The organism is Neorhizobium sp. T7_12, from assembly GCF_002968535.1.
Lineage (GTDB): Bacteria > Pseudomonadota > Alphaproteobacteria > Rhizobiales > Rhizobiaceae > Neorhizobium > Neorhizobium tomejilense.
The window spans coordinates 306,727-324,336 of the sequence record NZ_PVBK01000004.1; the positions used below are offsets into that span (position 1 = coordinate 306,727).

Here is a 17,610-nt window from a genome sequence, read left to right on the forward strand (position 1 = left end):
GGGAAGCTCAGGGCAAGCGACGGATGATCGCAACCACAGGAGCACAGGATGCTTGCCAAAGATTTGATGACGACCAGGGTGGTTCACATCAGCCCCGGAGCCAGCCTCAGACACGCGATCCGGCTTATGATCGACAACGACATCAGCGGCCTGCCCGTGATCGACGACGGTGGGGCATTGTGCGGAATGCTTACCGAGGGAGACATTCTGAAACGGCACGAGTTCAACTTTGCGCCGAAGGCCGCTCCGGACGCCGGCGATCCCGCATTCTTCAGAAACTACGTCAAGACGCACGGGTTGAAGGTCGAGGACTGCATGAGCCGCAAGATCGTCAGTGTGGCGCCGGAAGCCAGCGTCGCCGAGATCGTCGCACTGATGCGCCTCCATTCCGTCAAGCGGATCCCTGTCCTCGACAATGGCATGCTCGTCGGGATCGTCAGCCGCCGCGATGTCCTCAAGCTCGACATCGGCATGCCTGACGTGATCGCACGTGGCGACGATGCGCTGCAGCTCGCCGTCGCCACGCGGCTCCTGGCAGAACTGGGACTGGGCAAGGACAAGGTCGAAGTCAGGGTGCGCAACTCGGTCGTGGAGATCATTGGCAAGCTCGCCTCCGATGCGGAGGAAGCGATACGTATCCTGGCCGCAAGCATTGCCGACGTCGGCGGCGTCGTGATCCGAACGCCGCCGATGCAAACCGCTCGATAGGCAGCAGGCAGTGCGCTCTGACCCGCCCTTCTGGTTCAGTCCCGTGGGGTGGGTCTTGCGTCCCTGTCGCTGCAATATACGCGCACAAGAACCCGCCTCCCGCGGACTGACAGGAGGCAGGTCAGGATTTGCTGGACGTTTCAGGTTTTACCGGGCGATCAGCACCGGGAACTTGTTTTCCTCCAGAATCGAAGCGGTCACCCCGCCAAAAATCCGCTCTCGCAGCCGCGAGTGTCCGTAGGCCCCCATGATGATGAGGTCGGCGTTGATTTCCAGCGCATGTCTTTCGAGCACGTCCTCCACCAGCCGGTCGCCGCTCAGCAGCTGCTCGACGACGACGTTGATCCCGTGGCGGGCGAGATAGGCGGCAACGTCGGCGCCGGGTTCGCCGCCGCTGACCCAATAGGAGGTGTCCGGATCCACGAGCACCACATGCACTTCTTCCGCCCAGGTCATCATATCAAGAGCCTCGCGCGCGGCCCGAGCGGCCTCGGTGCGGGAATTCCAGGCGAGCAGGATCCGACGCGGTTTCAGCGTCGTCTTGCGGCCCTTCGGAACCAGCAGGAGGGGACGCCGCGCTTCGAACACGCCACCATCCACGATCCGCCTTGTGAGCATGCTGTCGGCGCGCACGCCGTCTCCGATCACCAGCACATCGGCATAAAGTGCGCGGCGATGGATTTCCTCACTGACGAAACCGCCATCCGCATAGACGACGTCGACGTCGAACGAAAGGCCATTCGCCTCGCAGGCGCCCGCTGTCTGTTTCTGGATGCCGTCGAGCAATCTCAGGTCCTGGTCCCGCTGGTCGAGCCATACGGTGCCGGCCGGAAAATCTCCCATGGTTGCCGGAACCGCGAGGCCGATGACCATCACGGAAAGATGTGCCTCGAGTTCGGTCGCGATCTCCATGGCACGGGCGAGATCAGCGGCGGGTTCCATATTGCCGATCATTGCGAGCACTGTCTTGAACGACATTGTCTGTCTCCTCTGCACGAGGCCTTGATCGGCCCTATGGAGGAAAGTCTAGGATCGGCACCGGCCCGAGCCATGATCTTCGTCAATCGGAGCGGATAATTCGAAACTGCTGGCGCCGCCCGCCGATCGGCTAGAATTGAAAATGGATTCCGTCGTCATGGGGAAGGCTTTTGTGTAGCCGAAACGCAGCAGCCATGAGAACGCAATCGTGCCTTCTGCCTTCGAAGAAACGGGAGTAGGATCATCCGGTTCGACCAACCAGGGAGATCGAAAATGGGAACGAGAAAAGAGGCGCCTTCGCCCGGAACGTCCGCCAAGGATATCGCCAAGGAACAGGACGACTACCTGGAAGAGTCGCTCGAAGAGACTTTTCCGGCAAGCGATCCCATCGCACCGGGCCATCCCCAGAAACCGGAAAAAGGGCCGGTCGCTCCCAAGCGCAAGTGATCCAAATTCCGCGCGCCGACGGCGCGATCGCCGGCATGGAGTTGGAAGACGTGGGGCCTACTCGGAACGGACAAATCCGATCCGCGAGAACGGGCCGAAGTACCCCTCGGCCCGCATCATCGGATAGTTAGCTCTTGCCGCCGGGCTTGCGGCCCTTGTCGGCCTTGCCCTTGGCGGAAGAGGTCTTGGCGTCGTAGCCCTGACCGTGGTTGGTGCCGCCGAGATGGCCGCCGCCGCTGGTGTTGATCACCTGGCGCTGGGCACGCTTTACCTGCTGTTCTGCATCTGTCTTTTTCATGGAAATTCTTTCATTATTCAATAACAAAAGGCCGAGAGGAACTGTGCCTCGCGACCGCTTACGGTCCCGCGCCAGTACATCCGTGACCGGAACCCGAAGTTGGTTTTGGCTTTAAGCGATCTGCAGATTTTCAGCTGCATTCTTGCCGGTGCGGTTGTCGCGCACGACATCGAAACTCACCTTCTGGCCTTCAGCCAGATAGGTCATCCCCGAACGCTCGACGGCCGAGATATGGACGAACACGTCCGTCGATCCGTCGGCGGGCTGGATAAAGCCGAAACCCTTGGAGGTATTGAAAAATTTTACGATTCCGCTGCTCATGAAGATGATCCTTCCGATCGAACACAGGTCGCCGTCCGGCAAGATGCCGGCGACAAAAGAGATCGATTTTGAAGGGAAAGATCAGCTCGAACGCAAAAGGCGTGAAAACGAAGCTCGACAACCAATTTCGATGGTTACCACTACCGGTCAACTATGTCTTGAGCAAGGCATTTCTCACAACCCGCACATTGCGTTTGGCGCAAGTCCGGCGCATGATGGCAGCTTCAGCAGCGATATAAAGGGCACTGCTGCTTCAGGATTCCCACGCCCTGGCCCCAATGAAAGGAGGACGTCATGTCTTCCGAATTCTCTCCGTCCACCTCCCGCAATCTGGTCCGCGTCAGCGGTCCCGGATACCGGGAAAATATCGAACTTCATCAATTCGGTGAGCATACGCAGCCAAGCGACATGCTTGTCGCCGGCCGGGTCGGCGCAACGGGGGCTGCCCTCATGCTTGCCCGTTTTGGCGATCATCCCGAAAAGAGCTTTGGGGCCGCAATATCGGCTTCGTTGAGCAAACACAGAGATACCGTGCTACCGCAGCTTTGATGCTTCGGCTGGCAAAGGCAGGTTTTGCAAATCCGTCATTTCACGCCTAGCATGCCTGTCGCCGAACATGATTTCACTCTCGACATTCGATCGCCGCCCAAGGAGGACAAAATGGCTAAAGGCCAGGTACGAAGTAATCGCGAAACTCGCAAACCGAAAAAAGACAAGGCCGCCGCAGCAACCGCCGCGCCCGCAGGCGCACAGGTCAAGCTCGCCGGCAGCGGCCTTACCTTGGGCAAGAAGCCGAAATAATATTTCGAGCAGGAGGCGCCGTACCACGGCGCCTCTGACGCAATCTTTATCCTTGATCGTGTAAAGATCGCATCGCCTGGATTTTCCGGTGACGCATGCCGGACTGTCTTTTCCGAGAAGGCCGAAACTGATCTAAATTAGTTGGACCCGGGGCGCTTTTTCGAAACCCGGGCGGCACGGATGCCCTCAAGCCAAATCTCCGAACCGGTCAGCGGCGGCCCCTGGATCAGCATATCCCGGAAAATCGCACGCAGGGCCGGGCCGTCCGGACAGGTTTCTGCGGCTTGCTCCGGCTGGCTGTTGGTCAGCATCTTCTGGAAATAGAGCTGGAAATTCGGATTCGAGGATCGTGAAGACATCGCGCCCCTCCTTTTTCGTCGGGGCTAGGGCTCGGGTCCCTCAGGCGGCTGCGCCCTTACCAGTTGCAGCCGACCAGCCACGATGGGCCTCATTTCCGCCGATGGCAAGCGCCGCCTATCCGTATTTGAGACAAGTCTTGAAAGTGACGCATTATATCGCCATATATGATTCACGTTTTCAGCCTTTTCGGCTACCTGATCCTTCCGGCCCTGCCGGTTGTTTGGCGACACCCTTGATTTTGCGAACGTCGAACTCCGCCCTGTCGGCTGGAGAATTCTTGCGTTGGCCGTCGTCACGTCCCGCAGTCTACCCTTTAAGGTTACATCAATGATCGATACTGTCCGCAATGCCGCCCAGAATCTGTTTCGCAAACCCGATGCAGAAGAAGGCTCCAATGCCGCCAAGCTCCAGGAATTCCGCCATAGGCAGGCCCTGAGAAGCCGCGAGCTCAAGCTCGCCCAGAAGCAGGAACGCCTCCAGAGGCGCGCGTCGCAACTGCAGCCGGCCTGACACGGGACTGCTCCGACGAGGCCGCTCGTTCGGACCATCCCCTCGCACCTATCCTCGACCACAAGGACACCACCATGGCCGCCTTCAACTACAACGCCGGCGCGGGGCTCTACCCGTGCAAGAACTGGAAGAGAACGAGCAGGCTCGGCTACAAGAGGTTCGACACCGTGGCCGAGGCTCTGCGCTTCGCAATCGAGGTGATGCCCGCATCCCTGTTGCGCGGGTCCATTCTCGAGGTCGAAGAAGCCCGTTTCGACAGCACGCAGATACAGAGGCTCTACGACGCCGGCGATTATCCGCTGCAGCGCCGGGACCAGTGAGGCAGCACCGATCCGGCGTTCCGATGCCGCGTTCGGGGCTATCGTATTTTACCGACTGCGGCCGGTTTTTCCTGTCGCCGTCGCATGGCGCCTGCTATAGCGGTGATCCATGCACGGTTGGATAAGGCGCGCCCCGCGCCAGCGCATCCCGCCCTCAATGCTTTTGCGGTGATTGGATGACGATATTTTCCGTCCGGCATGTCACCTCCTACCGGTACACGAGGCCGGTAGAGTTCGGCGAACACAGGCTGATGTTCAGGCCGCGGGACAGTTTTGACCAGACTTTGCTGAGTTCCCATCTCAACGTTTTTCCAAAACCGGATTATGTCCGGTGGATCCACGATGTCTTCGGCAATTGCGTCGCGCTCGTCGGGATATCCAAACCCTCATCCGAACTGCGGTTCGAAACGATCATCCGCCTCGACCACACACCTCAGGCGGCGATGGACTTCCAGATCGACGAAGAGGCCCTCACCTACCCTTTCGCATACGATCCCGAAGAAGTCTTTGATCTGGAGCGGACGATCCAGCGCCACTATCCCGATCCAGAAGACCGGGTCGGCAAATGGGCACGGCAATTCATCAAGGTCGGCCACCCCACCGAAACCGGCCACCTGCTGATGACCATGTGTTTTGCGCTCCACGAGGGTTTCATCTACGCCCGGCGCTCGGAACACGGGACGCAACCACCGCTCGAAACCCTGCAACTGCGCCGCGGCACCTGCCGCGATTTCGCGCTGCTGATGATGGAGGCGGCGCGATCGCTCGGATTGGCGGCACGTTTCGTCACCGGCTATATCTACGTGCCCGACCGCGACGGATCGATAACACTTGGCGGCGGATCGACCCACGCCTGGTGCCAGGTCTATCTTCCCGGCGCCGGTTGGGTGGAATTCGATCCCACCAACGGCATCGTCGGCAACCGTGACCTGATCCGCGTGGGTGTCGCGCGCGATCCGCGGCAGGCTGTCCCGCTATCGGGAAGTTACGATGGCGACGAGACCGATTTCGACAGCATGTCCGTGCAGGTTAACGTGACGACCGACGACCACAGCGTGAAACTGCATGGGTGACCGGAACACCCGGATTATTCGGGCGTTGCCGCTGAACTGCCATTCCGGCGAGAGTTTTTCCATAGGGATACGACCATGAAGATACGCGCAGGGTTTCGCATAGGGTATGAATGCCAGCACGATACCGCGATGCTGCTGGTTCTCAATATCCATCCCTCGCGTCGGGCGGACCTTTTGAGCGATCAGGTACTGAGTTTCGACCGGCCGATCGAGGCCTGGAGCTATCTCGACAGCTTCGGAAACGCCTGCAGCCGGATCGTCGCGCCGGCGGGGCTGACAACGATCTCGACGGAATTCGAAATCTACGACGACGGCATGCCCGATCCCGTGCCGCAGAACGCCTTCCAGCACGAGATCAAGGACCTGCCGGACGACGTGCTGGTCTTCCTGCTCGGCAGCCGCTACTGCGACACCGACCGCCTGGCGGATTTCGCCTGGAAGACATTCTCCTCGACCCCCCTCGGCTGGCCGCGGGTGCAGGCGATCCTCGACTTTGCCCACAACCACATCACCTTCAACTATCAGAACGCGGATCCGCTTCGCACAGCTTTCGGAGGATTTACCGATCGCACCGGCGTCTGCCGCGATTTCGCGCATCTCGCCATCACGCTTTGCCGCTGCATGAACATTCCGGCGCGTTACTGCACCGGCTATCTCGGAGATATCGGCGTCCCGGTGGATGTCAATCCGATGGATTTCAGCGCCTGGTTCCAGGTCTATCTCGGCGGTCGTTGGAATACGGTCGACGCCCGCCACAACAAACCGCGCATCGGGCGCATCCTGATGGCGACGGGGCGGGATGCCACGGACGTGGCGCTTTCAACCGCCTTCGGCCCGGCAATCCTGTCTTCGTTCGAAGTGACGACCGAAGAAATACCGGCCTCCGCCTAGATCTCAAGCTGTCGGCCCATCGGCCCGCGAGACCTTGATGCGGGTACCGCTGATATTCGTTCGCCCGCCAGAAAAGCTACTCATGGTTGCGTATTTCGCGAATTTCAAAACAAAAAGTTGACACTTCAATCCCGATGCGGTAGGTAAAGGACATCGATACTTTGTTTGCCGATCTTTGTTTTTGCTGCGCTTTGCGCTTCTTGACGAACTTTCCCTCTCAAAAGTCGAAACACCCGCCGTGCGTCGCCCGGCGGTTTATTAATGTTGCTATGAAAGGGTTCGTTATGGCCACTGGCACAGTTAAATGGTTCAATGCCACCAAGGGCTTCGGCTTCATTCAGCCTGACGACGGCAGCGCCGACGTCTTCGTTCACATCTCTGCCGTCGAACGCGCTGGCATGAGCTCGATCGTTGAAGGCCAGAAGCTTGGCTTTGAACTCGAGCGTGACCGCAAGTCGGGCAAGATGTCCGCAGGCCAGCTCCAGGCTGCCTAAAACTTTAGCCTCCCATGACCACGGACGTACTGGCATGGCGGCAAAGATATGTGAAGGCCAGGCGTATGTCTGGCCTTTTTCCGTTGAGGCATCTGGCTGACGCGAATATCTGCATGGCCTCCCGTTAGGCGCGATATTGGTCTCGGCCACAAGATTTCAAATCTGACAAGTTCAAATCTGACAAGGACGATACATTGAGACACCCGAACGACAACAGCTTTGCCGAGCGCCGCAAAACCGCAGCGGATGCTAAGCGCGAGCTTTTGGCAAAGTTTGCGACCGCCCCTAAGCCGACGGATCCTGCCGTGCAGGAACGTCGCGCCGAGCGCGAAGCCATTGCGGCCGCGAGGGAAGCTCGCCGCGCCGAGCGCGAGGCCCAGAAGGCTGCCGAGAACGAGCGCCAGCTCCAGGAAGCGGCCGCATTGGCCGCCGCTGCGGAAGCCGATGAAAAGGCCGAGGCTGAGGCCCGGCAAGCGGAAACCAACGACCGGGTTGCCCGGGTCATCGCCGATGAAGCCGCCCGCAAGGCGGAGCGCGATCGTCGTTACGCTGCACGCAAGGCCCGTCAGGGCTGATATTTGAGGCATGTGCCTGAAGACGTGCAGGCACATCCCGCTTCGGGCGCGCCGCATGCCGAGGCCAAAAAGGTGGATCGATATCCATGAACGCCACAGCCCATGCGATTGCGCCCGTTGCCGAAGACGATATCGGCGCCTGGCTCAAGATTCTTTCGAAATACCGGCAGCCCCGTTTCGGACGCAGCACCTTCGAGCTGCTCGTCACGGTACTGCCGTTTGCAGCCTTCTCGGCTGCAGCTTATGTTTCCGTATTCCTCGGCTACCCGATCGGGCTGATCCTCGTCCTTCCGGCCGCGGCCTTTCTTTTGCGGCTGTTCATGATCCAGCACGACTGCGGCCACGGCTCGTTCTTCGCGCGCCGGCGCCTCGACAACTGGACCGGACGAGTGCTCGGGGTTCTGACCCTGACGCCCTACGATTACTGGCGCCGGGCGCATGCCGCCCATCACGCCTCGGCCGGCAATCTCGATGAGCGCGGCGTCGGGGACATCACCACGCTGACGATCGACGAATATCAGGCCCTGCCCTGGTCGCGCCGGCTTGCCTACCGGCTTTATCGCCACCCGCTGGTGATGTTCGGCATCGGACCCGCCTGGCTCTTCCTCTTCAAGCAGCGCCTGCCGTTCGGAATGATGAAGTCTGGCTCGCTGCCCTGGATTTCGACGATGGCGACCAATCTTGCGGTCGCCATTCTGGCGGCACTGATGATTTGGGCGATCGGGATCGTGCCTTTCCTGCTGGTCCATCTGCCGATCGTGCTGATCGCAGGGGCCGCCGGCGTCTGGCTCTTCTACGTCCAGCATCAGTTCGAGGAAACCCATTGGTCGAAGACCGAGGAATGGCAGTTTCCGGAGGCCGCCCTTCACGGCGCGTCCCACTACGATCTGCCGCTGGCGCTGCGGTGGCTGACCGGCAATATCGGCATCCACCACGTACATCACCTGTCGAGCCGGATCCCCTATTACCGGCTGCCCGAGGTGCTGCGCGATCATCCCGAGCTCGCCGGCATCGGCCGCATAACGCTTTGGCAGAGCATCCAATGTGTCAAGCTCGTGCTTTGGGACGAAAAGAGCAAAAGGCTCCTGTCGTTTCGCGACGCCGCCAAGGCGAGAAAGACTTCTTAACCCATGCGATCTGCCAGGCTGGGACCTCCGCCTGCGCAGCGAATGCACAAAGACTACCTCCGTACCGATCAAGGACCGTACATTGAACACGACCGAGAACACCAAAACAACCGCCACCCCGACGCCTGCGGCGCACGCGCTGACCGTCGAGCTGACGCCGACCCAGATCAGGGGCCTGAAGCTCGCCAAGGATGGTGACCTGTTTCCGCAGGAAGCCAAGAAATGGACCCATCTGAATGCGGTCGTGACCTATGCGCGAAACGACCGGTTCAAGGAACGGCCCCAGAAGATCAAGTTCCTGACCACCACGACCTTGAACGAACTGCGGGAATACGGCCTTCTGCGCACCCTCAACGAGGACGTTCCGGCGGAAGAATCCGCGCATGGCATCACCATGGCCGGCAAGATCTGGCTTCTGAAGAACAAGTAGCCGACAACGCTACGTCGCCCAACAGCAGGCAGCCGGATCGCATGAAATGCGGCTGCGCCGGATCTCTCAACTCTTGAGGAGCGGAGAGACCTCCCCTTGTATTTGTCCGCGTTCGACCCATATTGAGCGTAGGTAGCAGATTCAGAACCGGGCGCTGCGATCAAGGGCGTGAGCCCTGGCCCCAACGAGGAGGACGACATGTCTTCCATCAGGCGAATCCAACCTTCTTCCCAGACAGGCCCGCAATTACATCGGGCAGGCTATGGCAGCCTGTTCAGCATGGCCGTGCCGGGGATATCCATGGCATTCATCCTCTACATCCTGCTTCGCGATCTGTTCTGACACGGCAATACGCATCATCAGAAACCCCGGAATGCCGTTTCCAAAAGAAATGCCTTCCATCTCGAACTGAAACCATCATGACCCTGATATTTCCGAACAGAAGCCGCAGTTTCGACGAAGCGCGCAAGGTCGTTCGTTTCCTGGGCTATGACGGCATGTTCGAGGTCAGGTTTTTCGTGGAAGCCAAGGCACTCGCCCATAACACTGCGACAGGCATGTCCGAGGCCGATTACTTGAGGGCTTTCGATGCCGCCCGATCCAGTATCCAGGATGCGGCAATGAAGGCCTATCGTCCTAGTCGGGGCACTACCTATACTCTGACGGCGGCCGACCTGGGCTGATCCGAGCACGCCTATTGCACCCTTAACCGCAAGCCCCGTCAGTGAACGGTGCCGCGGTCGGTGCCCAGATCATAGATCAATCCATCGTCCCAGGGGCCTGCTTCCCGGAGTGTATCAAGGCTGTAACAAGCCTTCGATGCGGAGGACCAGAAATGGACCTTTTCGCACCCGTCCAGTTTTGCGCGCAGTTTGGCGAATTCGAAAAGACGTTTCGCGATACTCTGGTCATCGATGAGGCCAATGGACGCAAAAACCGGAATTTCGAGCTGGCGTCCGTAAAGCGGATGCTCGCGGGCAAAGACGTGGCAAAGGCCGCGGACATATCCCTGCGCGTCGGTAACGGCCAGCCAATCGCGACGCAACGAGGCCGATGCGGTCAGCCGTTCCCACGTCTGCAGATCCAGGCCTGACATCACAAGCTGGACGACCGCGAAAGCGCGGTAGACATCTGCCGCATCCAGGACACCCACGTCGTAATCTGTCTCCATATCCTCTCTCCGCCACAAGGCCCGTGAAGTCACGTCGGGCCGGCTCCCCAAGATCTCAAGTTTTAGCGTCGTCACCGCCACCGACATTGACGCGGGTCAATGGCGCGGGCGGAGCCCATCTGTCTTCGCCTGCACCGGTTAATGAAAACCGTCGGGTTCTCAAGCCTGCAGGATCGCGGCGGAGATCGCCTCGGGCGCTTTCGATGCATCGAGTTTCCGCCAGGTTATATCGGTGGGTTTGCGGGCCAATTGGCCGGAGAGCACGTCCGTGGTGGCATCAGACGGGCCGCCCGCCCGCTCCCGAACCCGCTGCCAGAGCAGTTCCAAATCGGCCTCGAGCCAGATACCCCGGAAGCCTGCCCCGGTCCTCGTGGTCACATCCTCGATGAGGCGCCGGTTGATGGGATCGTCGAAGACAGCATCGGCAACGACCGATCCGCCCTGGGCAAGGATCAGCTCCGCATGCCTTGCCATCTCGCGATAGACCTTTTCCGATACATCGGGTTGATAGGCGGAAACCGGAAGTCTCGTCTCGGCCGAGACACCATGCAGAGCTTTGCGGATTCGGTCGCTTTCGACGATCCTGGCGCCTGGAGGCGCGCCTACCTTCGCTGCCAGATGATCCGCGACCGTCGTCTTGCCGGAACCGCTGAGGCCGCCGATCGCGACGAGGCGCGGCGGCACTTCCCTCAGGAGAGCATGGGCGAGATCGAAATAGGACCTCGCCTCCTGCGCCAGCCCGGTGACATCCTGCCCAGGCTCTTCTGCCTGCGTCGCCGTCACATGCGCGCGGACCGCTGCCCTGATCGCCATCAGGAACGGCAGGAGGCAGAACCCGTCCTCGTCATCGGTTTCATCCAAGTACCGGTTCATCACCAGATTGGCGAGGTCGGGAAAACCGCGATGCCAGAGATCCATCAGCAGGAAGGCGAGGTCGTAGAGGACATCGACGGTGGCGATGCCGAGATTGAATTCGATGCAGTCGAACAGGCATGGCTTGCTGTCCAGCAGGCAGATATTGCGCAAATGAAGATCGCCATGGCAGCGGCGGACCTTGCCCGCCAGCGCCCGCCGGTCGAGAAGTTCGCCGTGTTGCACGAGCCGGGACCGAAAGCTCTTGCTAACCTTGGCCAGCTCCGCCGGGCCGAAGACATGGCTCGTGGCAAATCCGGCATCGTTGATATCGAGAACGGCCCCGATATTGGCCGCCCCGCCTCCCTTTGAGACAACCGGCGCCCGGCGGTGGTAAAATGCGATCATCCGGGCGGTCTGCGTCATCAGCTCCGGCGTCAACCGGCCCGCAGTCGCCATCTGGTCGAAGAGCTGGTTCTGCTCGAACCGGCTCATCTCGACGACGGCATCGACGAGCGGTCCCTCGCCATCGAATTCGAGGGTGCCGGTGCCGGAGCGGGTGATGCGCCGCACGCCGATATAGAGACCGGGGGCGGTCTCGCTGTTCAGCGCGACTTCCTTGCGGCACGCATCCTCGCGGATCGCCGCCGTGGAGAAATCGACATAGGGCAGTTTCAGCGCCTTCTTCAGCTTGTAGACCCGATCGCCGACGAGGAAAATCATGGAGATATGCGTCTCCATGCGCTCGACGGGGACAGCGAGGCCGTAGGATGCCGGGTTGGCCAGAAAGACTGCCGTCGCGCGCTGATCGTCTGTCATCATCTGCTGCACCTTATATTGAACGGCACCGGTTCGACAGTTCGCTGATCGCTGCGTCGGCACATTGAGCTGCGTCAAGGAAAGCGACGCCGTTCCCGGCGACACAGATCGTAGGCGCCCTCATGCGCTCCCTGCGAGAGGAACAGGTCGATCCCGTGAATATCATGCTAAGACATCACGGCCGTTGCGAGGCCATCATCCGCCAAGCGATTTCGATGCGGACGCTCATTTATTTCGCCCGTACCGACGCCGCAGGACTGGTCCTCGGCGCCGGGGTTCCTATCATACTGACTGCGAAACGACTTGAAGCAAGGATGCCTCCATGACGGACAACCTTCTCCTGACGTTCAACGCCGGCTCTTCGACGGTGAAGATCGGCATCTTCGAGGTGGACGGTGACAAGCCGGAGCGAATCGGCAAGGCAGTCGTCGATTTCGGAACCTACCCGCTGACTCTGCATCTGAAGGAAGGTCCGGAGCAGTTCGAGCTGCCGCTGAAGGGAGAGGTTGGCGACGATCTGGCCGAACTGATGGACGAGGTGTTCCGGGAACTCGGCAAGCACTTCGACCTGAACGCCGTCACGTCCGCCGGCCATCGGATCGTCCATGGCGGCGACGTCTTCGACGGCCCGGTGGAACTGACGACCGAGACGATTGCCAAGGTCCAGTCGCTGACGGAACTGGCGCCGCTTCACCAACCGCAGGCGCTGCGGATGATCAGGGCGGTCAGGCATCTGCGGCCGGCGCTTTTCCAGACAGGCTCCTTCGACACCACCTTCCATGCCACGCAGGCGGATCTCGTGCGGCGTCTCGCTATTCCACGCGCCTATCACGACCAGGGTATCAAGCGGTACGGCTTCCACGGGCTTTCCTACCGATACGTGGCCGGCGCACTTGCCAGGACCGCGCCTGATATCGCCGACGGCAAAGTCATCATCGCCCATCTCGGCAGCGGCGCCAGCCTCTGCGCCATCGAGAACGGGGAGAGCCGCGATTCCAGCATGGGGTTCTCGACGCTCGACGGCATTCCGATGGCGACGAGGCCGGGCTGGCTCGATCCCGGCGTGCTCCTGCATTTCCTGGCCCCACTCGGAAAATCGCTCGAGGAGGTGGAGGACATGCTCTATCACAAATCCGGCCTCCTCGGCGTCTCGGGCCTCAGCGGCGATACCCGCGAACTGATCGGGGACGGCGGCAGCCAGGCCCGGGAGGCGATCGACCTCTTCGCGCTCCGGATCGCCGGCGAGGTCGGGAGACTTGCCTCGACGCTCGGTGGTCTGGACGCGCTGGTCTTCACCGCCGGCATAGGCGAGAACCAGCCGGAGGTAAGGAAGCGCATCGCCGACCGCCTGCTCTGGCTCGGCGTCGAACTGGATACGGCGGCCAACGACAGCAATGCCCTGAAGATCAGCACCCCCGCAGCCCGGGTCGCAGTTTATGTCATTCCGACCGACGAGGAGCGGATGATCGCGGAGGAATGCCTCGCCGTCCTCAATTCGCAGCCTTGATCCATGTCATGAGCCCGGGTGGAACCCCGCGGTAGATGTGGTCGACCTATCGAAGGAGAATGAGATGCAACTCAAGACCATCGAGCCGGAAAACCATGAGACGACGGCGGCGGAACTGGCGCTGATCGACCGCTACTGGCGGGCCGCGAACTATCTCTCCGTCGGGCAGATCTATCTGCTCGACAACCCGCTCTTGAGGGAGCCGCTGAAGCCGGAGCATATCAAGCCGCGGTTGCTCGGCCACTGGGGCACGACGCCCGGGCTCAACTTCATCTACGCGCATCTCAACCGGATCATCCGCAACCGCGATCTCAGCATGATCTATGTCTGCGGTCCGGGCCACGGTGGGCCGGGCATGGTCGCCAGCACCTATCTCGAAGGCACCTATAGCGAGATCTATCCGGAGATCGGCGAGGATGCGGCCGGCATGCGGAAACTGTTCCGGCAGTTCTCGTTCCCGGGCGGCATTCCGAGCCACGCGGCACCGGAAACGCCCGGCTCCATCCATGAAGGCGGCGAACTCGGCTATGCGCTGGTGCACGCCTTCGGCGCGGCCTTCGACAATCCGGACCTGGTGGTCGCCTGTGTCGTCGGCGACGGCGAGGCAGAGACCGGCCCGCTTGCCGCCAGCTGGCATTCGAACAAGTTCCTGAACCCCGCCCGCGACGGCGCGGTCCTGCCGATCCTGCATCTCAACGGATACAAGATCGCCAATCCGACGCTGCTCGCGCGGGTGGGCGACGAGGATCTCGACCATCTTTTCCGCGGTTATGGATATGAACCCTTCTTCGTGGAGGGCCACGAGCCGGAGAAGATGCACCGGCAGATGGCCGCCGTGCTGGACGAGGTTTTCGATCGTATCCGCGCAATCCAGACGGACGCCCGCGCCGGCAAGGCACCTGAAGCCTGCCCGCGCTGGCCGATGATCGTGCTGCGCAGCCCGAAAGGCTGGACAGGGCCGAAGGAAGTCGACGGCAAGAAGGTTGAGGACTTCTGGCGTGCCCACCAGGTGCCGGTCTCCGGCTGCCGCGAGAACGACGCCCACCGCAAGATCCTCGAGGACTGGATGCGGAGCTACGATCCGGAAGACCTCTTCGACGGCAACGGCCGGCTGAAGGAGGAGTTGCGCGCACTTTCGCCCGGAGGCGAACGCCGCATGGGGGCCAATCCGCATGCCAATGGCGGCCTCCTGCGCAAGGAACTCGCCGTGCCCGACATCCGCGACTATGCGGTGCCGGTGACGGCGCCGGGGAGCGAAATGGTCCAGACGACGGAGATACTCGGCAGATACCTGCGCGACGTGCTGAAGCTCAACGACATGAATTCCAACTTCAGGATCTTCGGCCCCGACGAAACGGAATCGAACCGGCTGGGCAAGGTCTTCGAGGTCACCGGCCGTGTCTGGATGGAGCGGATCGAGTCCTATGACGTGCACCTGTCGCGCGACGGCCGGGTGATGGAGGTGCTTTCCGAGCATCTCTGCCAGGGCTGGCTGGAAGGTTATCTGCTCACCGGCCGCCACGGTTTCTTCTCATGCTACGAAGCCTTCATCCACATCGTCGATTCGATGTTCAACCAGCACGCCAAGTGGCTGAAAGTGTCGCGCGAGCTGGCGTGGCGGAAGCCCGTTTCCTCCCTCAACTACCTGCTGACTTCGCATGTCTGGCGGCAGGACCATAACGGCTTTTCCCATCAGGATCCCGGCTTCGTGGATCTCGTCGCCAACAAGAAGGCGGATATCGTGCGCATCTACCTGCCGCCGGATGCCAATACGCTCTTATGGATCGGCGACCACTGCCTGAAGACATGGGACCGCGTCAACGTCATCGTCGCCGGCAAACAGCCCGAGCCGCAATGGCTGACGATGGATGAGGCGATCCGGCACTGCGAGGCAGGCATCGGCATCTGGGACTGGGCAAGCAACGAGAGCGGCGCGGTCGAGCCGGACGTGGTGATGGCCTGCGCCGGCGACGTGCCGACCCTGGAGACGCTTGCCGCGGTTTCCCTGCTGCGCGAGGCGATCCCCGACTTGAGAATCCGCGTCGTCAACGTCGTCGACCTGCTCGCCCTGCAGTCCCAGGACCAGCATCCGCACGGCCTGCCCGACGAGGAGTTCGACCGGCTGTTCACCACCGACCGCCCGGTGATCTTCGCCTATCACGGCTATCCCTACCTCATCCACCGGCTGACCTACAAACGCACCAACCACCAGAACATCCATGTGCGCGGCTTCATCGAGGAGGGCACGACGACGACACCCTTCGACATGACGGTGCTGAACGAACTCGACCGTTTCCATCTTGCGATCGAGGCGATCGAGCGCGTTCCCGGACTGAAGGAAAAGGCGGCCGGCGTGATCGACATGCTGAAGGGCAAGCTTGACGAACATACCCGTTATGTCCGCGAACATGGCGAGGACATGCCGGAAATCCAGAACTGGAAATGGCCGGCGCGGTGATGCCGTATCCACGAAGGTTCCCGGCCCCCGGGTCAGGAACCTGGCTTCGACGCAAGATCACGTTTCGGTGTTTCGCGTCGATGTGTGTAACCGATCACGCGCCTCTTCCGTAATCATGCAGGAAGCAGATTATGGATCCGGGAGGCTCCACCATGATGAACAGACGCATATTCCTGGCCGGCGGCGCCCTGACGCTCGCAACTGCGCAGCTTGCGGCAGGCATCCGCCCGGCGCTCGCGACCGCCGGCACTTTCCCCGTCAGCCATACCGAAGGCGAGTGGCGCAAGCTGCTGACGCCGGAGCAGTACAATATCCTGCGCGAGGAAGGTACCGAATATCCCGGCAGCAGCGCGCTCCTCAACGAGCACCGCAAAGGCACGTTCGCCTGCGTCGGCTGTGACCAGCCGCTTTTCTCGTCGGAAACGAAATTCGAAAGCGGCACCGGCTGGCCGAGCTTCTGGGCGCCGCTCAACGGCGCCGTCGGCACGGTGCGCGACACGACGCTCGGCATGGTCCGCGTCGCCGTTCATTGCGCCCGCTGCGGCGGCCATCTCGGCCATGTCTTCGACGACGGGCCAAAACCGACCGGCCTGCGCTACTGCATGAACGGCGCAGTCATGAAATTCCGTGCCGTATCGGCCTGATCCGCCGCCCTTATCCTTCATTCACTTCGGTTGAGGAGACCGCCATGAAAAAGAGAACGAAAATACCCTATACCCTCACCGCCTTTGCCGGCACGGCGCTGGTTCTGGCCGGCTTGACGTTCGGCGCGACCACCAGCGCCACGGCCGAAGAGGGAATTGCCATCCCCGCTCCCGCGATCGACCAGGCGGCGAGCACGGCCGCGACCGAAACCGCCATCTTCGCCGGCGGCTGTTTCTGGGGCGTCCAGGGCGTGTTCCAGCATGTCGAGGGCGTCAAGAACGCCGTTTCCGGTTATGCCGGCGGCGCCAAGGAGACCGCCGTCTACGAGACGGTCGGTTACGGCAAGACCGGCCATGCGGAAGCGGTTCGCGTGACATTCGATCCGAAGAAGGTCACCTACGGGCATCTGCTGCAGATCTATTTCTCGGTCGCCCATGACCCGACCCAGCTCAACCGCCAGGGGCCGGATACCGGCACCCAGTACCGCTCGACCGTCTTCCCGACCAGCGCGGAACAAGCCCGCGTCGCCAAGGCCTATATCGGCCAGCTCGACAAGGCCAAGGTCTTCCACGCGCCGATTGCCACGACCATCGAGCCCGGCAAGGCCTTCTATCCAGCGGAAGCCTACCATCAGGATTTCCTGACCCAGAACCCGACCTATCCCTATATCGTCTATAACGACCTGCCGAAGATCGAGAACCTCAAGAAGCTGTTCCCGAGCGATTACCGCGACAAGCCGGTACTGGTCGCGCAGGCCGGCATCGGCAACTGAGACCCAAGGGCACAATTCCGCTATCGCCGCCCGTTTGGCGATAGCGGCGTCTC

Annotated in this window: 24 protein-coding genes; 18 read left to right on the forward strand and 6 right to left on the reverse strand. The window is 61.2% G+C overall.

Annotation, left to right across the window (positions count from 1 at the left end):
* Positions 1-48 precede the first annotated feature (48 nt).
* Positions 49-708 (forward strand): CBS domain-containing protein, encoded by a 660-nt coding sequence (locus C5J26_RS13035; RefSeq protein WP_105402123.1) that lies wholly within the window; start codon positions 49-51, stop codon positions 706-708.
* 147 nt (positions 709-855) lie between these two features.
* Here the strand turns inward: C5J26_RS13035 and C5J26_RS13040 are convergent, their stop codons facing one another.
* Positions 856-1,686 carry a universal stress protein gene (locus tag C5J26_RS13040; RefSeq protein ID WP_105402124.1) on the reverse strand — a complete coding sequence of 277 codons (831 nt, stop codon included), beginning with the start codon at positions 1,684-1,686 and terminating at the stop codon, positions 856-858.
* Positions 1,687-1,959: 273 nt separating this feature from the next.
* Here C5J26_RS13040 and C5J26_RS32685 point away from each other — a divergent pair, with 273 nt between their 5' ends.
* Positions 1,960-2,133 (forward strand): hypothetical protein, encoded by a 174-nt coding sequence (locus tag C5J26_RS32685; RefSeq protein ID WP_172723971.1) that lies wholly within the window; start codon positions 1,960-1,962, stop codon positions 2,131-2,133.
* A gap of 127 nt (positions 2,134-2,260) precedes the next feature.
* On the opposite strand, the gene C5J26_RS32690 is transcribed toward C5J26_RS32685, so the two are convergent.
* On the reverse strand, positions 2,261-2,431 hold the full coding sequence (locus C5J26_RS32690; protein WP_172723970.1) for a hypothetical protein: 171 nt from the start codon (positions 2,429-2,431) through the stop codon (positions 2,261-2,263).
* 111 nt (positions 2,432-2,542) lie between these two features.
* Positions 2,543-2,752, reverse strand: coding sequence for a cold-shock protein (locus tag C5J26_RS13045; protein WP_038548738.1), 210 nt, complete (start codon positions 2,750-2,752; stop codon positions 2,543-2,545).
* A gap of 294 nt (positions 2,753-3,046) precedes the next feature.
* On the opposite strand from C5J26_RS13045, the gene C5J26_RS13050 reads away from it, so the two are divergent.
* Positions 3,047-3,301 (forward strand): hypothetical protein, encoded by a 255-nt coding sequence (locus C5J26_RS13050; RefSeq protein ID WP_105402125.1) that lies wholly within the window; start codon positions 3,047-3,049, stop codon positions 3,299-3,301.
* Positions 3,302-3,412: 111 nt separating this feature from the next.
* Positions 3,413-3,553: a hypothetical protein gene (locus C5J26_RS13055; RefSeq protein ID WP_172716950.1), complete on the forward strand. Its 141-nt coding sequence runs from the start codon at positions 3,413-3,415 to the stop codon at positions 3,551-3,553.
* A 137-nt stretch (positions 3,554-3,690) separates the two neighbouring features.
* Here the strand turns inward: C5J26_RS13055 and C5J26_RS13060 are convergent, their stop codons facing one another.
* Positions 3,691-3,912 (reverse strand): hypothetical protein, encoded by a 222-nt coding sequence (locus C5J26_RS13060; RefSeq protein WP_105402127.1) that lies wholly within the window; start codon positions 3,910-3,912, stop codon positions 3,691-3,693.
* A gap of 328 nt (positions 3,913-4,240) precedes the next feature.
* On the opposite strand from C5J26_RS13060, the gene C5J26_RS13065 reads away from it, so the two are divergent.
* The 10 genes from C5J26_RS13065 to C5J26_RS13105 all read left to right on the forward strand — a co-directional run bounded on the left by C5J26_RS13065 (position 4,241) and on the right by C5J26_RS13105 (position 10,016).
* Positions 4,241-4,423 carry a hypothetical protein gene (locus C5J26_RS13065; protein ID WP_105402128.1) on the forward strand — a complete coding sequence of 61 codons (183 nt, stop codon included), beginning with the start codon at positions 4,241-4,243 and terminating at the stop codon, positions 4,421-4,423.
* A 74-nt stretch (positions 4,424-4,497) separates the two neighbouring features.
* Positions 4,498-4,743: a hypothetical protein gene (locus C5J26_RS13070; protein WP_046603327.1), complete on the forward strand. Its 246-nt coding sequence runs from the start codon at positions 4,498-4,500 to the stop codon at positions 4,741-4,743.
* Positions 4,744-4,919: 176 nt separating this feature from the next.
* On the forward strand, positions 4,920-5,816 hold the full coding sequence (locus C5J26_RS13075; protein ID WP_046630870.1) for a transglutaminase family protein: 897 nt from the start codon (positions 4,920-4,922) through the stop codon (positions 5,814-5,816).
* 75 nt (positions 5,817-5,891) lie between these two features.
* Positions 5,892-6,707 carry a transglutaminase family protein gene (locus tag C5J26_RS13080; protein ID WP_105402129.1) on the forward strand — a complete coding sequence of 272 codons (816 nt, stop codon included), beginning with the start codon at positions 5,892-5,894 and terminating at the stop codon, positions 6,705-6,707.
* Positions 6,708-6,991: 284 nt separating this feature from the next.
* The gene (locus tag C5J26_RS13085; RefSeq protein WP_037085395.1) at positions 6,992-7,201 is read left to right on the forward strand and encodes a cold-shock protein; all 210 of its coding nucleotides are present in this window, start codon (positions 6,992-6,994) and stop codon (positions 7,199-7,201) included.
* Between the two features lie 194 nt (positions 7,202-7,395).
* Positions 7,396-7,776 (forward strand): DUF6481 family protein, encoded by a 381-nt coding sequence (locus C5J26_RS13090; protein ID WP_105402130.1) that lies wholly within the window; start codon positions 7,396-7,398, stop codon positions 7,774-7,776.
* 86 nt (positions 7,777-7,862) lie between these two features.
* Positions 7,863-8,903, forward strand: coding sequence for a fatty acid desaturase (locus C5J26_RS13095; RefSeq protein ID WP_105402131.1), 1,041 nt, complete (start codon positions 7,863-7,865; stop codon positions 8,901-8,903).
* A 139-nt stretch (positions 8,904-9,042) separates the two neighbouring features.
* Complete coding sequence (locus tag C5J26_RS13100) at positions 9,043-9,333, forward strand: hypothetical protein (RefSeq protein ID WP_105402205.1); 291 nt, start codon at positions 9,043-9,045, stop codon at positions 9,331-9,333.
* 198 nt (positions 9,334-9,531) lie between these two features.
* Positions 9,532-9,675, forward strand: coding sequence for a hypothetical protein (locus C5J26_RS32695; protein WP_172745845.1), 144 nt, complete (start codon positions 9,532-9,534; stop codon positions 9,673-9,675).
* A gap of 77 nt (positions 9,676-9,752) precedes the next feature.
* The gene (locus tag C5J26_RS13105) at positions 9,753-10,016 is read left to right on the forward strand and encodes a DUF1488 domain-containing protein (RefSeq protein WP_105402132.1); all 264 of its coding nucleotides are present in this window, start codon (positions 9,753-9,755) and stop codon (positions 10,014-10,016) included.
* A 38-nt stretch (positions 10,017-10,054) separates the two neighbouring features.
* On the opposite strand, the gene C5J26_RS13110 is transcribed toward C5J26_RS13105, so the two are convergent.
* Both C5J26_RS13110 and C5J26_RS13115 read right to left on the reverse strand, forming a co-directional pair.
* On the reverse strand, positions 10,055-10,504 hold the full coding sequence (locus C5J26_RS13110) for a hypothetical protein (RefSeq protein WP_105402133.1): 450 nt from the start codon (positions 10,502-10,504) through the stop codon (positions 10,055-10,057).
* A 159-nt stretch (positions 10,505-10,663) separates the two neighbouring features.
* On the reverse strand, positions 10,664-12,178 hold the full coding sequence (locus C5J26_RS13115; RefSeq protein ID WP_105402134.1) for a bifunctional aminoglycoside phosphotransferase/ATP-binding protein: 1,515 nt from the start codon (positions 12,176-12,178) through the stop codon (positions 10,664-10,666).
* A 319-nt stretch (positions 12,179-12,497) separates the two neighbouring features.
* Here C5J26_RS13115 and C5J26_RS13125 point away from each other — a divergent pair, with 319 nt between their 5' ends.
* The 4 genes from C5J26_RS13125 (at position 12,498) to msrA (ending at position 17,557) form a co-directional block, all read left to right on the forward strand.
* Positions 12,498-13,682: an acetate/propionate family kinase gene (locus C5J26_RS13125; RefSeq protein WP_105402136.1), complete on the forward strand. Its 1,185-nt coding sequence runs from the start codon at positions 12,498-12,500 to the stop codon at positions 13,680-13,682.
* Positions 13,683-13,746: 64 nt separating this feature from the next.
* Positions 13,747-16,140: a phosphoketolase gene (locus C5J26_RS13130; protein ID WP_105402137.1), complete on the forward strand. Its 2,394-nt coding sequence runs from the start codon at positions 13,747-13,749 to the stop codon at positions 16,138-16,140.
* 152 nt (positions 16,141-16,292) lie between these two features.
* Positions 16,293-16,784: a peptide-methionine (R)-S-oxide reductase MsrB gene (msrB, locus tag C5J26_RS13135; RefSeq protein WP_105402206.1), complete on the forward strand. Its 492-nt coding sequence runs from the start codon at positions 16,293-16,295 to the stop codon at positions 16,782-16,784.
* Positions 16,785-16,828: 44 nt separating this feature from the next.
* Positions 16,829-17,557: a peptide-methionine (S)-S-oxide reductase MsrA gene (msrA, locus tag C5J26_RS13140; protein ID WP_105402138.1), complete on the forward strand. Its 729-nt coding sequence runs from the start codon at positions 16,829-16,831 to the stop codon at positions 17,555-17,557.
* Positions 17,558-17,610 lie beyond the last annotated feature (53 nt).

Coding starts and splice junctions, on each gene's coding strand:
- C5J26_RS13130 (WP_105402137.1), top strand. CDS start 13,747: ATGCAACTCAAGACCATCGAGCCGGAAAACCATGAGACGACGGCGGCG.
- C5J26_RS13115 (WP_105402134.1), bottom strand. CDS start 12,178: ATGATGACAGACGATCAGCGCGCGACGGCAGTCTTTCTGGCCAACCCG.
- C5J26_RS13065 (WP_105402128.1), top strand. CDS start 4,241: ATGATCGATACTGTCCGCAATGCCGCCCAGAATCTGTTTCGCAAACCC.
- C5J26_RS13045 (WP_038548738.1), bottom strand. CDS start 2,752: ATGAGCAGCGGAATCGTAAAATTTTTCAATACCTCCAAGGGTTTCGGC.
- C5J26_RS13070 (WP_046603327.1), top strand. CDS start 4,498: ATGGCCGCCTTCAACTACAACGCCGGCGCGGGGCTCTACCCGTGCAAG.
- C5J26_RS32690 (WP_172723970.1), bottom strand. CDS start 2,431: ATGAAAAAGACAGATGCAGAACAGCAGGTAAAGCGTGCCCAGCGCCAG.
- C5J26_RS13085 (WP_037085395.1), top strand. CDS start 6,992: ATGGCCACTGGCACAGTTAAATGGTTCAATGCCACCAAGGGCTTCGGC.
- C5J26_RS32685 (WP_172723971.1), top strand. CDS start 1,960: ATGGGAACGAGAAAAGAGGCGCCTTCGCCCGGAACGTCCGCCAAGGAT.
- C5J26_RS13075 (WP_046630870.1), top strand. CDS start 4,920: ATGACGATATTTTCCGTCCGGCATGTCACCTCCTACCGGTACACGAGG.
- msrB (WP_105402206.1), top strand. CDS start 16,293: ATGATGAACAGACGCATATTCCTGGCCGGCGGCGCCCTGACGCTCGCA.
- msrA (WP_105402138.1), top strand. CDS start 16,829: ATGAAAAAGAGAACGAAAATACCCTATACCCTCACCGCCTTTGCCGGC.
- C5J26_RS13080 (WP_105402129.1), top strand. CDS start 5,892: ATGAAGATACGCGCAGGGTTTCGCATAGGGTATGAATGCCAGCACGAT.
- C5J26_RS13050 (WP_105402125.1), top strand. CDS start 3,047: ATGTCTTCCGAATTCTCTCCGTCCACCTCCCGCAATCTGGTCCGCGTC.
- C5J26_RS13040 (WP_105402124.1), bottom strand. CDS start 1,686: ATGTCGTTCAAGACAGTGCTCGCAATGATCGGCAATATGGAACCCGCC.
- C5J26_RS13105 (WP_105402132.1), top strand. CDS start 9,753: ATGACCCTGATATTTCCGAACAGAAGCCGCAGTTTCGACGAAGCGCGC.
- C5J26_RS13055 (WP_172716950.1), top strand. CDS start 3,413: ATGGCTAAAGGCCAGGTACGAAGTAATCGCGAAACTCGCAAACCGAAA.
- C5J26_RS13060 (WP_105402127.1), bottom strand. CDS start 3,912: ATGTCTTCACGATCCTCGAATCCGAATTTCCAGCTCTATTTCCAGAAG.
- C5J26_RS13125 (WP_105402136.1), top strand. CDS start 12,498: ATGACGGACAACCTTCTCCTGACGTTCAACGCCGGCTCTTCGACGGTG.
- C5J26_RS13035 (WP_105402123.1), top strand. CDS start 49: ATGCTTGCCAAAGATTTGATGACGACCAGGGTGGTTCACATCAGCCCC.
- C5J26_RS13095 (WP_105402131.1), top strand. CDS start 7,863: ATGAACGCCACAGCCCATGCGATTGCGCCCGTTGCCGAAGACGATATC.
- C5J26_RS13110 (WP_105402133.1), bottom strand. CDS start 10,504: ATGGAGACAGATTACGACGTGGGTGTCCTGGATGCGGCAGATGTCTAC.
- C5J26_RS32695 (WP_172745845.1), top strand. CDS start 9,532: ATGTCTTCCATCAGGCGAATCCAACCTTCTTCCCAGACAGGCCCGCAA.